Raw genomic sequence first — 14869 nt, forward strand, 5'->3', positions numbered from 1 at the left:
CAGTTGAACAGTTTTAAATCAGTAGTTGATTGAAAACTGTTCAATGCAATCTGTTTATTTTACCAAATTCTTAAAGGCCGATCCAAAAATTAAATAACCGGTATTGCCTGCAATGGTTCCTTCATTTTGTCCCCAGAAGAATGGCCAGTCGTCATAGTTTTCAAAGTGATCAGGTTTTCTGAATAAAACACCGGGAGCCACATTGCCCGGAATAAAAGAGAAATCGGCCCTGTTGTTTCCATAAAATGTTGCTTTCGGTCGGGTGGCGCCCACTGTTGCAACAAATGAATAATTATGATACGGATGGCAGCCAAATAACCAGTTGGTAACCTTGTATGCATGACTTGCATCTACAACGTCAGGAAAATATTTATTCGCAAAACAAATGGTAGTTCCAAAACTTGTAATACCTCCATTGCCTGCCCAGTTGCCGAGTCCGATTGGTACACCGTACGGATTATCTTTTTCAAGCCCTTTGATGTAATCATTATACTTCACTACATATGGCCTGAGCTTTTCTTTGTAAGCAGCATCCATATGTGGAATGGCATTTAATGCCGTAAGAAGAATGAAATTAACGTTGCGGTCAAGTGCAGGCCATAAAAGTTGCTGAAATTTATCTGCATATTGTTGCTCCCCGGTTGCGATATACAGTTGAAGATTCGTTGAAATGTTTCCTGCTGTTCCAAATGAACGGCGAGTACTGTCCTGTGGTTGTTTGGCAAGTAATTCTGTTGCCTCTTTCAGCAATCTTTTTGATTGTTGTAATGCTCTTGCTGAAAGAGGATCGTTGTAACCTTTCAATGCACGGCTTACTGCTGCAAACATCGTTGCTGCACTGAGATCGAGACCGGGGTTGCGGCTCGTAAATGCCCACAGATCATCTTTCACGCCACTTGATCGTCCGTCGGGCGCTACTTCATAAGGGCCAAGCTTTGGATTGTACGGCAGGCCATCTGTTAACGATGCTGCATCACCAAGATGATGATAGTTGTCAAGCACTGCATTGGAGAGTGTTTGTGACATATGACCGATTATCTCTGCCTGTGCCACAAGGTTCAATGTTCCGTGTTCAATAAACTGCAATACATCCGGTGTTCCGTCGGGCCGGTGCAGATCAACGTAACGTTGTTTTTGATCAACAAATGTTTGATCCCGCAATGGTTTAAAATATTCCCATGTTTGAACAAAGTTTTGCACCACACTGATGTTTGATCCGGTTTCAATATCAAAATCTCCCGCATCAAAAAAACCACCAATGTTTAATCCGGGAATCAACTCAAGTGCTTTGTACTTCGTGTCGGTTGTTGGGCCTTGTGCATGTAAGTCGAAATGATCGGTGTTTGGCGGAGCCTGCAGATAACCTTCTTTGAAAGGCTCACCATGCCACACCCTGTAACCTTCATTTACAAACATGTGATTCATGTGGATGGGAATCCAGATATCACTGGTGGCATCGGTTATTTTATCGTAAACATTATTTTGTATTAAAAAGTTATTCGTCTTAATGGTTCCGTATTGTATAAAATAAATACCGGGCGTCTTCACTTGTGTAAAGTCGAATTTTACATAATGGTATTTAAAATAATCACCCCACGGTACGATGTTGCCGCTGAATACTTCTTTGGCAGTACCGTCGTTGCCTACTTTATACAATGCCGCTTTTGTAAGCGGTTTATCTTTTTTATCCAATTCAATAACAGCCGTTTTTTGTTGCGAAGGCGTGTAGCCAACTTGTGAGAAACCGATGTTTGGTTCTCTCACCCAACCCTTGATGGCATTTGGTTCAACTGTCCACGTTAGCACCTTGCCTGTTTTTCCTGCGGGCAGCATACTGCGAATTACAAACCAGCCATTCTGTGCCAGCACACGGCCATCAAAAAGCATCAGGTCGGCATCTTGCGAAATGATTTTTAATAAACGTGATGGTTCATCGGGTGCAAAAATTAACGTGCGACCTGTTTCCAGCGGAAGCGGTTCAATAAATTTTCCCGTTCCTCTGTCATCGGAAGTATTGTATCCTTTGTATTGCTTTGGTTTTTCACTGTTGGGTCTTGTGGTGCTGTTACCTACCACATACCTTGGAAAACGGTTAAAACGTTCATCCATCAAATAAGCCTTATTCCAGTATTGCGAGGGTAAAAATTCAAGATTAAATCCCGCTTTCCCTTCCAGTTCTTTGGGAATAGGTTTATCAAGATAAACAGCTATTTCAACGCCCTTACCTTTTGCGGTTACAACCACACGTGAATCAAAATTGTAATCTGCATAGCGTAAGGTGGCTTCAATGGTTTTGCTGGCGGGGTTTACTTTTCGGTTTGAGATGTTGGGAACAAGGTCCCATTGCTCCGGTGTGTGCGAAAGACGCACAGCGCCACCCTGCGCTGTTCTCACACCATGGTGAATCAATTCGATGCCGGCGTTCTTTTCATCGTTGAATCCACCGGTGAAAAGGTTGTTGTACACCAGCACGTTTACGCCCTGTGTTTCGAAATACTCCAGCTTGTTAAGTTTCAATTCCTGGCCCGATGCGTAATGGAATGCGATTACCAGTGGCACTGCAACCAATAAACATTGTAGTTTCTTTTTCATGTTCATGTAAAATAAATAGTCGTTTGCGATTGTCTTGTTGCTAAGTAAGGAAGGTAAATCAAAAAGTTTTAAACAGTGGGGCTAAAATGCAAAACGAAATGCTGAGTCATCTGTTCTTTGACATGTATAAAATGATTGGTTGGCAGTAAGCAAGTTTCAGAACGATTCCTGCTTTGTGTCATTCGTTGCTGAAACCATGGCAGCAACGGTTAATTAGTTGATTGAAATGATGGTGGCCTGCCTTGCAGTTAATTTCCAACTGCCGTTTTCTTTTGTCCAGATATTGGTGAATCGTCTTTTTACCGTTTTGCCTGCATGTTGAGTATCCGCTTGCGGCACAAGTGTTTCTAATCCCATTACAACCGCAATGCTGTTCACAAAGGCAATGTTGTCAATTCTTCGTTCAAAACTGGCGTAGTTAATTTTTCCGGCCCTTACTCTGTTCATGATCTGTTGAAAACCGACGATCGCATTTTCAGGATTTTGCACAACGATATTCTTCGACATTAATTCAGCCAATAGCGTTGTATCACTTTTCAGGATCGCTTCACGTTCTTTGTCTTCGAGTTTTCTGATCAAGTCATCATCCTGTTGTTGTGCGAAAGAGTTTACAAAAAAGAGAAACAGAAAGGCGGTTAACAGTAACAATATTGTACACTTCATAGTAGTTGTTTTATTGGTGATCAGAAAAGGGTAGGGACAACAGGAAGCAATTCATGGTTACACAAGCCATAATATTATACCGGCACGCTTCACTTCATCATCAGTTGTATCAAAGACCGGCAGAAGGAAAAGTAAAAATATGTTGGTTAATGAAACGTACCAACTTACGAAGCTTGTATTTTTTGATCAGCGCAGATGGGCTTTAAGCAGTACGGGAGTTTATTGCACTTCTGTCCCAACTACTAGCTGAAGCAAAATTGAAATTCTTTTGTTGAAAATCTATTCGTCGGCCCGCATTGCTAAAATCTTGTGTTAGCAGCTGTCGTTTCTTTTTTGAGCATCGTTCTATTTCTTATAAGAAAGACAATTAGTCGAACAGATGCGTAGAGAAACGGAGAGGCAAACAGTAAACTTAGTATGTCAGCTTCACCTGGAACAAATCCGAAGGTCAAAACGAGTAAGGCAAAGTATAAGAAGGACAAGCCCAGCCAAGTAAGGTAGAATTTCAATGGCCTACTTATGAATAAAGCAATCAACATGATAGACTGTCCAACCAATGATATTAAAGCACAAGCAGGCAACCTTGTTGAATATCCTCCAAAAAGTGAAAAGCTAGTTTCTCCACTGAGTGTTTCGGTCAGGAACTTTGGCTCAACGAGCACTAAAGGAGCAGCGCCATGTCCAATCCCTACTATGATAAGAAGATTGCAGATCAGTGTAACTAATATAAACTTATTGATTGTTGCCATTCTATAGCTGCTAACACTCTAATTTATGATGTAACATAATACCATGCAAAAGGAGATTATCATACATTTTGTGTTGTTATTAATGTAATTCTTTTTACAGTGTTTTATCGTTAATCTGAAACATAAACCTTACTGCTTGCTACGTTTAGTAACGTAACGCAACCATAAAAAGTCGTTGTAAATCCGCTTCACTGATTTTAAGGTAAAGCGTGTTGCTTTTCGTTTGCCGTACCCCTCTTCTGCTTCAAATACAGTAGGTGCACCAATAGTACCATCAGCCAATGGTGCCAATACCAAACTAAATTCATCAATTAAACCTGCTTTCAGGAACGATCCGTTTACATGTCCGCCACCATCAATACGTACACGCTTAATACCAAAGTGTTTGTTTAGTTTTTTCAGCACCAATGCAAGATCGAGTTCTTTCTTGCCGCCAAAAATGTACGACACATTTTTACTGCGCAGGTGTGCCAGGTAACTGCTGCTTACCTCTTCGCTCAACACTTCAATTACCTGTTCGGTAGAAACCATATTGGTATCCCAAAAACATTTACCCGACGGATCAATGACAATTGCATATTGCCTGGCAACTTTTGCTGCAACAAAATCTTCTTTTGCAATTTTTTCTTTCGGCTTTTCGAGCTTGTGTTTCTTTTTGCTGCAAAATTCCTGCATGGTTTTACGCCCCACGAGCCATGCATCGGCTTTTATTTTCGATGCCGGTTCTTCAAAGTATTTGTGGTGATCTTTCAATCCCCAGATATTTTGTTTAATGCGTCCGTCAACCGAACCCAGCATGTGGCAAATAACGTATGGCTTCATGTGTATCTGTATTAATTTATATGTAAATCAGTTTCGGTTGCCTTCATTGATAGACTAACCAAAAACATTTATTTAAACAGTAATTCAGCTATCACTGAAAAATGATCACTTGCAAAACGACCGCCCCATGTTTGCGAAATAGTTGCATGCGTTAATACCTTCCAGTTCCCTTTCAAAAAAATGTAATCAATCGGTTGATCATTGCGTTCTTTGGTTTGAAAACCGGTAAAAGTACCTGTTGGTCCATAGTGAGGTGTTTGTGAAAGTTCTTTGCTGTCGGTTAAATGCAGCGGATTGTTTTTATCAACGATCACCTGTATTGGTTCATCGCTTGGTTCTGCATTAAAATCACCCGTAATAACAGCAGGAGTGGAGCCGGCAATTTCTTTTACTTTCTGTAATACCAGTTTTGCACTTTCTCTACGTGCAATTTTCCCCATATGATCGAAGTGCGTATTAAAAGCAAAGAAGATCTTCTTTGAACGTTTGTCTTTAAACTTTGCCCATGTTACAATGCGTGTAATGGCTGCATCCCAACCTTTGCTGCCTGTAACGCTGGTCGTTTCACTTAACCAGAACATACTTGCTGAAAGTAATTGCAGTTTTGTTGTGTCATAAAAAATAGCAGAGTATTCGCCTTTTGTTTTTCCATCGTCTCTGCCGCCACCTGTGTATTTGAATTGTGGTAAACGTTGTTGCAGATCCATCATCTGATCATGCAACGCTTCCTGCACACCCAATAATTCAATCTTATGAAATAATATTTGCGAAGCAACTTTGTCTTTACGGTAGGGCCATGCATTTAAACTGTCAGATGGAGTGTTGAGACGGATATTGAACGTCATCACACGCAGGGGAGTTTGTGCATTCAGCAGTTGTACAGTAATGAGAATTGTAAAAATGAAAGAGATGAATTTCTTCATACGGCAATATTAAGATGCAGCAAGTTCCTTAATATCTTTCACTTCCAGTATCTGTTTTTTGTAACCTTTAGTTGCGGCTTTTATCATTGCCTGACCTATCTCCACCAAACTCACCACGGCATTTTTACTGATGCTTTTTACAATCGGAAAGAGCCACATAAAATAGTTATACATTTTAATGGTATTCTTTAAGCCTTTGCCCGGCTCAATAATTCCCGGTCTGAAATTATACACCTGTGCAAATGGAAGTTTCATCAGGTCATTTTCAGTTTTGCCTTTTACTCTTGCCCACATGAGGCGGCCTTTTTCACTGCTGTCGGTACCCGCACCTGAAACATAACAAAAGGTCATGTTGTTGTTTTGTTTTGCCAATGTTTCAGCAACATGCATGGTGAGTGCATAGGTAAGATGGTAAAACTCTTCTTCTTTTTTTCCAACAGATGATACACCTGCACAAAAATAACAGGCATCGAATCCTTTCAATTGATCGGCAACAGGAGAAAGATCATGAAAATTGCTGTGCAGTATTTCTTTCAGCTTTGGATGTGTAACGCCACAAGTTTTACGGCCAAGCACAACTACTTCTTTTACAACATTACTGTTGAGACATTCGTGTAATACACCTTCGCCTACCATTCCGCTGGCTCCTGTCACAATTACACGCATGGGTGTTGTGGCTGTTTGCATATTGAGTGATATTATATCTGTATTCTGAAAAGAAAAACGTTTGCAAAGTGAATTTACTTTAGTTCATTTGAAATTGATGATACAAAAAAATCCCCCTCCGTTTGAATGGAGAGGGATCTGCGTATATCATGGGTAATTTCTTATTGCATCTGCATGTCTTCACCACCACCTTCGCTGCGTGTATTCTTACGTTTGAAAAGTGAAGCATCAAATTTACCAAAGCGGTAGTTGAAGTTAAGACGAACGAACGTAGGATCTCTTCTTCTCCAGCTGTATTGCTCAAGTACCTGCGACTGCGCAAACACATTGTTTCTGCGTGTGCTGAATACGTCGCTCCAGTTCAATGCCAGCGAAGCTGTATTTTTTTTGATCTTGAATTCTTTACGCACACCAAAATCAACATAATAGTTATCATCAATATAGCCTTGTGTAGTGGCAATGTTTCCACCGCCCATCATCCAGCCACCACCACCGCCACGGCCACCACCACCACGTCCGCCACCGCCGCTTGAAACGGGCAGGATAGAACGTGAGTTATAATCGCCACTCAACTGCATGGTCCATCCATTTCCTAAACGGAACGAGTTGTTGAGTTTTATGGTGTAGCTGGTACGCTCGTTTTTAAGATCGGGAGAAATATCGGAGCCATCGATCTTAGAATAATAAACGTTGACATTGTAATTAATTTCCCACCACTTTGCTACTGTGTTACGGAACACGAGTTCAACACCGGCTGCATAACTCCTGTTTGCGTTGATCCACGTGTTGATGTTTGCACTGTCCTGGCTATCACCAAGCTTGTCCCGCACCACGTAACGTGAAATAAGATTATTGGTTTGCTTGCCAAACAAAGTAGCAAGTACGGTATTGTTTTTATCGCCGTATGTTTTTTGATAGGTTAATTCAAGTGAATTAGTGAATTCAGGTTTCAGGTTAGGATTACCTGTTTGGTAGTTAAAGATATCGCTGTAATCGGTGTTTGGTAATAATTGGAAAAAGTTAGGACGGTTGATACGGCGGCTGTAATTGATTTGCATATCCTGTTTTTCAGCGAATGATTTTGACAGGAAAATACTGGGGAACAAGGCAAGAGGGAACTGATTTTGAAAACGTTCTGTTTTACCAGCCTGCTCGCCATCGTAGCTCGAACTTTCTACACGTAAACCAACCTGGTAATTAAGGTTTGCCTTCTTAATTTTTTGTGAGAAGCTGGCGTAAGCGGCATGCACGTAATCAACATACGAAAATTCATTACTGATGAGAGGTTGAGATACGCCATTGATAAAGTTGCGTTGAAAACTTTCAAATAAACGGGTTTGTGAGCGTAAGCCTGCTTCAACTTTAATGTTTTCGTTGATGGGATCGGTATAATCGAGCTGGCCCACAATGAAAGCATTGTTACCTCCTGCATTTACACCTTGTATTTGTCTGGCGTTTGCTAATTGTGTACGGTTTTCATCGAGCCATTTGGTGTAAATGATGTCCTGATTATTTTCACTACGGCTTTTATTATAGTTAATATCTGCTGTTAACTCCCTGCCCGCACGGGGAAAATTATATTTATAACTGATGGTTGCACCGTTATTACGGAAAATGCTTTTTCCATCGGTATTCCTGTCTTCGAATATTGTTTTTGGTGTACTGTAAGCAGTATCGTAACGAATCAGATTTTGATCAGTAATATCAAAGTTACCACCGCCAAAATTACCTTGTAAAGTAAGTGTGTTGCGGTTATCAATCAGGAAGTCGATACCTGCACGTCCAAAACGGAAGAACCCATCGCTTATGTTACGGTTGTCAGTAAACGCTGTGTTAGGAGTTGGATCACCAAAATTATTACGGTCTGTTTCGCCAAAGCTGATACCACGACGTTGATTTAAACCAATATTAGCAAAGAAGTTTAGTTTTCCCTGGCGAATGTTGATATCGCCACCACCATTCAGTCGGGCACGCATATCAATACCTGCACGTACACTTCCGCTATACCCAACACGACGATTCTTCTTTAATACAATATTGATGATGGCCGATTGACCTCCACTTGCATCATACTTTGCTGATGGGTTTGTAATGAGTTCAATACTTTGAATGGCATCTGCAGGAATCTGATCAAGTGTTAATACAGTAGGACGACCATCCACAAAAATTTGTGGGGCACTGTTACGCATGGTGATGTTACCATCAATATCAACATTTACTGTTGGCACATTACGCATTACATCCACACCGGTACCACCTTGTGATACAATATTCTTTTCAACATTAAATATTTTACGGTCGATGCCTAATTGTAATGTTGGCTTATCAGCAGTTACTACTACTTCACTCAACTGTTGCACATCAGTTTCTAATTTAATATTGCCAAGATCTTTATCTAACATGGCCATCATATCCTCTTGTCCGCCGCCGGGTTTTAAACCAAAACTGATGGTTTGCTCAATGGTTTTAAAACCAATGGCTGTTACCAGTAATTTGTAATTACCCATCGGGCTCAATCCTTCAAGACTGAAATCGCCATTGGCTTTTGTTAACTGTCCGTTTACCAGGACTTCTTTCCTTGTTTTTGTAGCTGTATCCATCCTGTTTTGATAGAGCTGAACCGAAGCTGCGTCGATCGGTTTATTTGTTTTGGTGTCTACAATCTTGCCATAAAAACGACCAATATTCATTTGACCGTTGCCGCCACCGGGACGACCACCGCCCGGAACCTGGGCAGTTAATTGTAAACTGAGGAATAAACAGACAAAACCGATGAAGAATCTCATGTTACTTTTTTTAAAATTGAGGCGCAAATTTCCGCGTAATTGATTAATTATGAATTTCATTTAGTATGAATGACTAATTAACCGTTTTAGACGGCAAATGTTCTGCCGTCCCCAATTTGTTTGTGATGAGTGGAAACTATTGCGTAAGAAGGGTGAGTGCAACCTGTAATATACCAATGAGGAAACCAAGAACTCCACCAATGATCTCTACAAACCTGAACTCTTTTGCCATTACCTGGTAAAGGATTTCTTCCAGCTTATCGCCTGAGAACGCTTTTACTTTTTCGGTTACAATATGTTCAAGATCAAGCTGCTGCTTAAGTGTGTTGGTATAATCTTTCATCACTTTCGGAAACAGGATCTCCAGTTCTTCCATAAAAGTGCCTTTCAGTTTTTCAATGGTTTTATCACCAATGAACATGCTGATCATGGGCATACTTTCACTGAGTTTTACCCGCAGAAAATGATCGATATGGGTTTCAACCATTGGTAATACCTTTTTCAGGTTTTCAGGATTACTGATCTTTTCTTCAATATCGGAGAAGGAGAGCAGTTCCCTGCTTACTAATTTTCCCAGCTTTTCAGCAAATTGTTCCTGGCGTTTTGGGAAAATGCCTTGAATACGAATACCAAGCACGTTCACAGGATTGCGTGGATGAAAAAGCATCTTGATTGCTACAAGGTTGGTGACCCATCCAATAAAAGCCGAAATAACAGGAATCAGTAAAAGCCAATAATTCATAAATTTGTAAGTGGCTGCAAAGAACGTTTATTTTTTGATTTCTACAGAAGTGATTTGCTTGGAAAACTGATTTCCATTACTTTTGCTGTCCCAAATACGGAGGTTGTAGCTCAGTTGGTTAGAGCATCAGATTGTGGTTCTGAGGGTCGAGGGTTCGAAACCCTTCAATCTCCCGGTAATCCCTGCACATGTTGTGCGGGGATTTTTTATTTTAGTTGATGCCTTTCTTTGTATACATACTTTATTCAATGACATATGATCGGTTTTATGTTGGTCAAACTCAGGATATTAATGAACGTTTAAAGAGACATAATAATGGGTATGAAGACGCAACGAGCCCATATATTCCCTGGGAGTTGAGATGTTGTATTGAAAAAGAAAACAGGTCAGAAGCAATGATTCTTGAAAGGAAGCTTAAAAATATGAATCGGGAAAAGCTGTGGTTATTTATATCAAAGTATGGATAATGTATTCTTGTGGTTCTGAGGATCGAGGGTCCCGACGTTTCAGTCGGGATGCTGACCGAAGCGTCAGCATTCGAAACCCTTCAATCTCCCGTTAATCCCTGCACATGTCGTGCGGGGATTTTTTATGATTGAACTTTTATAAATGAGAATCTGTAAAAAAAACAAACCCCGCATTACTGCAGGGTTTTGGCTGATTTTTCAAATAACGTTCCGGGTGTAAAACCGTATTCTTTTTTAAACGCTTTGGTAAAGTTTGATACATCGCTGAAGCCAATGGTATAACCTGCTTCTTTAGGTGAAACACCTTGCGTAATTAATTCTCTTGCTTTTTCTAATCGTTGTTTGTTGTAGAATTCATACAAACGATATCCGTAAACCTGCTTAAAGCGTTGCTTTAGTTTCGTGCTGCTCATTTGTGCAATACGTGCAAGTTTAATAATGGAAGGAAATTTTTCTGTTTCTTCATTTACCAGCAGCGCTTCAATATTGCGAAGGCGTGTAATATCTTCATCAGGAATGATCTTTTTGTTTTTGATCACCAGCGATTCATTCAGGTAAGTGCTGAAAAAATATTCAAGCAAAAGAATGATCCTGCTTTTCAATGCAAGTCTGTCGGGTTCACTGCCGAGTTGTGTATCAAAAATGCGATTTAATTTTTCCTGTATTTCCTGGTTAATGGGAAGCTTCTCAATCAATTCAAGTCCCTGGCTGGTTAACAATTCAACCTGGAGTTTTGTATTGGCATCGAAATGATCGGCTATCCATTGGGGTGAAAGATAAATACCCAACCGTTTCAACTTTGAACCGGCACGATAGTTCACTTCCAGTTCTGTATTTGTAGACGAAACAAAAATGTTACTGCGTTTTTTGTTGAGACTGTCAGTAAGCGAATCTTTCTTATGACGAAGGCGTATATAATCGCTGATTTGTGTTTGGTTGAAGAAAATCAGTAACCCCATTTGATTGTTGCTGACACGGTGCAGCGTGCAATCGTCGTTCAGTTCAACATTCATCATCACATAGGAGAATGTGCGGTCAATACTGTCAGCAAAGCAATAGCCGCTACCAATTGTGTCACTTAAGGTAAGCAGATTGTTTTTTGCTTTGATGCCGGTTTCCTGGCTCAGCTCCTGTATCCAGGTTTTAAAATTTTTCTGTTTAAAACGAATATACATCCGCTGCTAAACTACAATAAACATGTGTGATGTTATGTAGAACGGAATATGATAATTAGCACCGTCATTGATTAGTCATCAATTCAGCCGTTGTTTTATTTCCTGCAGTTTCAGTAATGCTTCAACTGGTGTGAGTCGATTGATATCAATACCATCGAGCATGGTTCTAATTTCGTCAAAGGTTTGTGAGTGTATATCAAAAATGTTTAACTGCATTTTTTGCACAGGCAATTGTTTCAGTTGATCTTTAATGTCGCCACTGCTGCGTTGCTCTTCGAGTTGTTTAAGAATTTCATTTGCACGGTTGATCAACGTAACTGGCATGCCAGCCATTTTCGCTACGTGAATACCAAAGCTATGTGTGCTTCCGCCCGGTGCCAGCTTACGTAAAAAAATGACTTTGTTGCCAACTTCCTTGTTGGTGATATGATAGTTTTTGATGCGTGGAAATTTTTCTTCCAACTCATTCAACTCATGGTAGTGTGTTGCAAACAATGTTTTTGGTTGATGCGAAGACTGATGCAGGAATTCTGCAATACTCCAGGCAATAGAAATACCATCATAAGTTGATGTGCCACGACCAATTTCATCGAGCAGGATCAAACTGCGTGATGAAAGATTGTTGATGATGCTGGCCGTTTCATTCATTTCAACCATGAATGTACTTTCGCCTCCGCTTAAATTATCACTGGCACCAACACGGGTGAAAATTTTATCGGTCAAAGGAATGGTTGCGGCTGATGCCGGTACAAAACTTCCCATATGCGCCATCAACACAATCAATCCTGTTTGACGAAGCAAAGCACTCTTACCACTCATGTTCGGACCGGTGAGAATGATGATCTGCTGTTGTTCTTTGTCGAGCACAATATCGTTGGCAATATAACTTTCGCCAACCGGGAGATGACGTTCAATTACAGGATGACGAGCATCTTTCAATGAAAGTGTTGCATCATTCTGCATCTGTGGTCGAACATATTTAAACTGCAATGCATTTTCTGCAAAACAACAGAGGCAATCAAGAATGGCCATTACCTGTCCATTGGTTTGGATAGGGCCGATATATTCCTGCAGCTCGATCAATATTTTTTCAAACAATTCAGATTCGATCTTTAATATTTTCTCCTCTGCACCCGTGATCTTCTCTTCGTATTCTTTTAATTCAGGTGTAATATAACGTTCGGCATTGGCCAGTGTTTGTTTTCTTGTCCACTCAGCCGGTACTTTGTTTTTATGCGTGTTTGTTACTTCTAAATAGTAGCCAAACACATTGTTGAAAGCGATCTTTAAAGAAGGGATACCTGTTGCTTCACTTTCACGTTGCTGTATCTCTATCAGATATTCTTTACCGTGATGAGCAATGCGCCGGAGTTCATCCAGCTCACTGTTAATGCCATCTCTTATAACATCGCCCTTGCTGATCATCACAGGAGGATTATCAACAACTTCTTTCAGAATTTTTTCAGCAATGTAATGGCAGGGATTGATGGTATCACTTAAGCGTTTTAAATAGTTATTAGAAGAGGTTGCACATTGTTCTTTTATCTTCTCAGCAAAACCTAATCCTTTCGCCAAATGAAGAATTTCTCTTGGGTTGATCTTCTTTAGTGGCAGTTTTGCTACCAATCGCTCCACATCACCACTTTGTTTGATAAGCGATTGCAGTTGTTTGCGAAGTTCTGTTTCAAGGATCAATGATTGCACAGCATCTAACCGTTCGTTGATGCGTTCCATATCTTTCAACGGCAGTACCATCCAGCGGCGCATCAATCTTGCACCCATTGGTGAAACAGTATTGTCGAGCACTTTCAGTAAGGAATTACCTCCATCGGCATTACTGCCAAGTATTTCAAGATTGCGGATGGTGAAACGATCCATCCATAAATAATCAGCTTCATCCAAACGTTGAACGGAAGTGATATGATTCAGGTTGGGATGTTCTGTATCTCTCAAATAATGAAGAACAGCACCGGCAGCAATAGTTCCGAGCTTTTGTTCTTCAATACCAAATCCTTTTAATGAATGTGTTTGAAAATGTTTCAGTAATAATTCAGTGGCGTATGCTTCGCTGAAGATCCATTCTTCTAAATGGTAAGTATAGAATTTCGGTCCGAAATTCTCTTTGAATTGTTTTTGTTTGTTGCGTTGAAAAACAACTTCGGCCGGCTTTAAACTCTGCAACAACTTATCAGCATATTCCTTGTTGCCTTCAGCAATAAAAAATTCGCCCGTGCTGATGTCTGTAAAAGCAAGACCATATCGTTCATTCTCTTCATGAATGGCTGCAAGAAAGTTATTGCTGTCGTGCTCCAATAATTTATCGTTGGTAGCTGTGCCGGGGGAGAGGAGTTCAGTTACACCCCGCTTCACAATCCCTTTGGCTTGTTTTGGATCTTCCAGTTGATCGCAAATGGCAACACGATGACCGGCCTTCACTAATTTGTGTAGATAAGTATCTAATGCATGGTGAGGAAAACCGGCCAGTTCATTACTATCAACAGAGCCATTGTTTCTTTTTGTAAGTGTAATGCCAAGTACACGTGAAGTAACAATTGCATCTTCACCAAAGGTTTCATAAAAATCACCTACCCGGAATAATAGAATTGCATCAGGATATCTTGCCTTGATCGCCTTGTGTTGTTGCATCAATGGAGTATCTGCGCCTGCCTTTGCCATGGCGGCAAAAATAAGGAAGCAGATTGTTCAGCAACAGATTAATTGTTCAGACTTTTATCAGAGAAAAAGGATCTCATAATCCATATCAGCAAACTGGCTGAACATGGCGCTTACGCCGCAGTATTTCTCTTTTGAAAGCATTACAGCTTTTTTCACTTTTTCCTGGTCTTCTTCTTTTACCTTAATAATATAGGTGATCTTAACGTCAGTGTAGGTTTTGGGGGATTCGTCGCTCAGGTCGGCTTCAATATCCATGCTGAAATCGCTGAATTCAACCCTCATTTTATTGAGAATGCCCACTACATCAATACCGGTACAGCCGGCAAGTGAAGAGAGCATGAGCTTTTTGGGGCGTGGGCCCATGTTTGTGCCACCGTCGTTTTCAGGGGTATCTATTATAATGGTATGATTATCGACCTGGCTGTTAAACCGCATTCCGCCTTCAAAACGGGTAATTACTCTATGATCTGCCATGAATTTCTGATTTTAAGCCTGCAAACCTATGCAAATATGCCCGAGTTTTGCACAAGTTGGCCTGCGAGCCAAATCCTTGAAAGAAAAAACAGTTTTTATTTCAATTTTTTAGCTGAATTATCCTACCTTTGCCG

12 protein-coding genes and 1 tRNA gene are annotated in these 14869 nt (G+C 40.5%); 2 read left to right on the forward strand and 11 right to left on the reverse strand.

The features are described 5' to 3' along the window. Window positions 1-54: 54 nt before the first annotated feature. The 8 genes from VK159_RS01215 to VK159_RS01250 all read right to left on the reverse strand — a co-directional run bounded on the left by VK159_RS01215 (window position 55) and on the right by VK159_RS01250 (window position 9943). Entirely contained in the window at window positions 55-2592 is a 2538-nt protein-coding gene (locus VK159_RS01215; RefSeq protein WP_324228316.1) for a cellulase N-terminal Ig-like domain-containing protein, read from the reverse strand. Window positions 2593-2805: 213 nt separating this feature from the next. Continuing rightward, a complete protein-coding gene (locus VK159_RS01220; protein WP_324228317.1) occupies window positions 2806-3255 on the reverse strand; it encodes a nuclear transport factor 2 family protein in 450 nt (149 codons plus the stop codon). A gap of 299 nt (window positions 3256-3554) precedes the next feature. Next, complete coding sequence (locus VK159_RS01225) at window positions 3555-4004, reverse strand: hypothetical protein (protein ID WP_324228318.1); 450 nt, start codon at window positions 4002-4004, stop codon at window positions 3555-3557. A gap of 129 nt (window positions 4005-4133) precedes the next feature. Continuing rightward, window positions 4134-4826: a RibD family protein gene (locus VK159_RS01230; protein ID WP_324228319.1), complete on the reverse strand. Its 693-nt coding sequence runs from the start codon at window positions 4824-4826 to the stop codon at window positions 4134-4136. A gap of 68 nt (window positions 4827-4894) precedes the next feature. Continuing rightward, window positions 4895-5749: an endonuclease/exonuclease/phosphatase family protein gene (locus VK159_RS01235; RefSeq protein WP_324228320.1), complete on the reverse strand. Its 855-nt coding sequence runs from the start codon at window positions 5747-5749 to the stop codon at window positions 4895-4897. 9 nt (window positions 5750-5758) lie between these two features. Next, window positions 5759-6436 carry an NAD-dependent epimerase/dehydratase family protein gene (locus tag VK159_RS01240; RefSeq protein WP_324228321.1) on the reverse strand — a complete coding sequence of 226 codons (678 nt, stop codon included), beginning with the start codon at window positions 6434-6436 and terminating at the stop codon, window positions 5759-5761. Between the two features lie 140 nt (window positions 6437-6576). Then, window positions 6577-9201 (reverse strand): TonB-dependent receptor domain-containing protein, encoded by a 2625-nt coding sequence (locus VK159_RS01245; protein ID WP_324228322.1) that lies wholly within the window; start codon window positions 9199-9201, stop codon window positions 6577-6579. Between the two features lie 136 nt (window positions 9202-9337). Continuing rightward, window positions 9338-9943, reverse strand: a complete 606-nt coding sequence (locus tag VK159_RS01250; RefSeq protein WP_324228323.1) for a DUF445 domain-containing protein — start codon at window positions 9941-9943, stop codon at window positions 9338-9340. Window positions 9944-10042: 99 nt separating this feature from the next. Here VK159_RS01250 and VK159_RS01255 point away from each other — a divergent pair. Further along, window positions 10043-10116, forward strand: a tRNA-His gene (locus VK159_RS01255). A gap of 45 nt (window positions 10117-10161) precedes the next feature. Beyond that, the gene (locus tag VK159_RS23630; protein ID WP_414672810.1) at window positions 10162-10410 is read left to right on the forward strand and encodes a GIY-YIG nuclease family protein; all 249 of its coding nucleotides are present in this window, start codon (window positions 10162-10164) and stop codon (window positions 10408-10410) included. 173 nt (window positions 10411-10583) lie between these two features. Here the strand turns inward: VK159_RS23630 and VK159_RS01260 are convergent, their stop codons facing one another. The 3 genes from VK159_RS01260 to VK159_RS01270 all read right to left on the reverse strand — a co-directional run bounded on the left by VK159_RS01260 (window position 10584) and on the right by VK159_RS01270 (window position 14735). Continuing rightward, window positions 10584-11585 carry an AraC family transcriptional regulator gene (locus VK159_RS01260; protein ID WP_324228324.1) on the reverse strand — a complete coding sequence of 334 codons (1002 nt, stop codon included), beginning with the start codon at window positions 11583-11585 and terminating at the stop codon, window positions 10584-10586. A gap of 78 nt (window positions 11586-11663) precedes the next feature. After that, window positions 11664-14261: a DNA mismatch repair protein MutS gene (gene mutS, locus VK159_RS01265; protein WP_324228325.1), complete on the reverse strand. Its 2598-nt coding sequence runs from the start codon at window positions 14259-14261 to the stop codon at window positions 11664-11666. Window positions 14262-14318: 57 nt separating this feature from the next. Next, complete coding sequence (locus VK159_RS01270; protein WP_324228326.1) at window positions 14319-14735, reverse strand: OsmC family protein; 417 nt, start codon at window positions 14733-14735, stop codon at window positions 14319-14321. Window positions 14736-14869 lie beyond the last annotated feature (134 nt).

It is taken from the genome of Lacibacter sp. (assembly GCF_035299325.1).
GTDB lineage: Bacteria > Bacteroidota > Bacteroidia > Chitinophagales > Chitinophagaceae > Lacibacter.

Coding starts and splice junctions, on each gene's coding strand:
- VK159_RS01215 (WP_324228316.1), bottom strand. CDS start 2,592: ATGAAAAAGAAACTACAATGTTTATTGGTTGCAGTGCCACTGGTAATC.
- VK159_RS01220 (WP_324228317.1), bottom strand. CDS start 3,255: ATGAAGTGTACAATATTGTTACTGTTAACCGCCTTTCTGTTTCTCTTT.
- VK159_RS01225 (WP_324228318.1), bottom strand. CDS start 4,004: ATGGCAACAATCAATAAGTTTATATTAGTTACACTGATCTGCAATCTT.
- VK159_RS01230 (WP_324228319.1), bottom strand. CDS start 4,826: ATGAAGCCATACGTTATTTGCCACATGCTGGGTTCGGTTGACGGACGC.
- VK159_RS01235 (WP_324228320.1), bottom strand. CDS start 5,749: ATGAAGAAATTCATCTCTTTCATTTTTACAATTCTCATTACTGTACAA.
- VK159_RS01240 (WP_324228321.1), bottom strand. CDS start 6,436: ATGCAAACAGCCACAACACCCATGCGTGTAATTGTGACAGGAGCCAGC.
- VK159_RS01245 (WP_324228322.1), bottom strand. CDS start 9,201: ATGAGATTCTTCATCGGTTTTGTCTGTTTATTCCTCAGTTTACAATTA.
- VK159_RS01250 (WP_324228323.1), bottom strand. CDS start 9,943: ATGAATTATTGGCTTTTACTGATTCCTGTTATTTCGGCTTTTATTGGA.
- VK159_RS23630 (WP_414672810.1), top strand. CDS start 10,162: ATGCCTTTCTTTGTATACATACTTTATTCAATGACATATGATCGGTTT.
- VK159_RS01260 (WP_324228324.1), bottom strand. CDS start 11,585: ATGTATATTCGTTTTAAACAGAAAAATTTTAAAACCTGGATACAGGAG.
- mutS (WP_324228325.1), bottom strand. CDS start 14,261: ATGGCAAAGGCAGGCGCAGATACTCCATTGATGCAACAACACAAGGCG.
- VK159_RS01270 (WP_324228326.1), bottom strand. CDS start 14,735: ATGGCAGATCATAGAGTAATTACCCGTTTTGAAGGCGGAATGCGGTTT.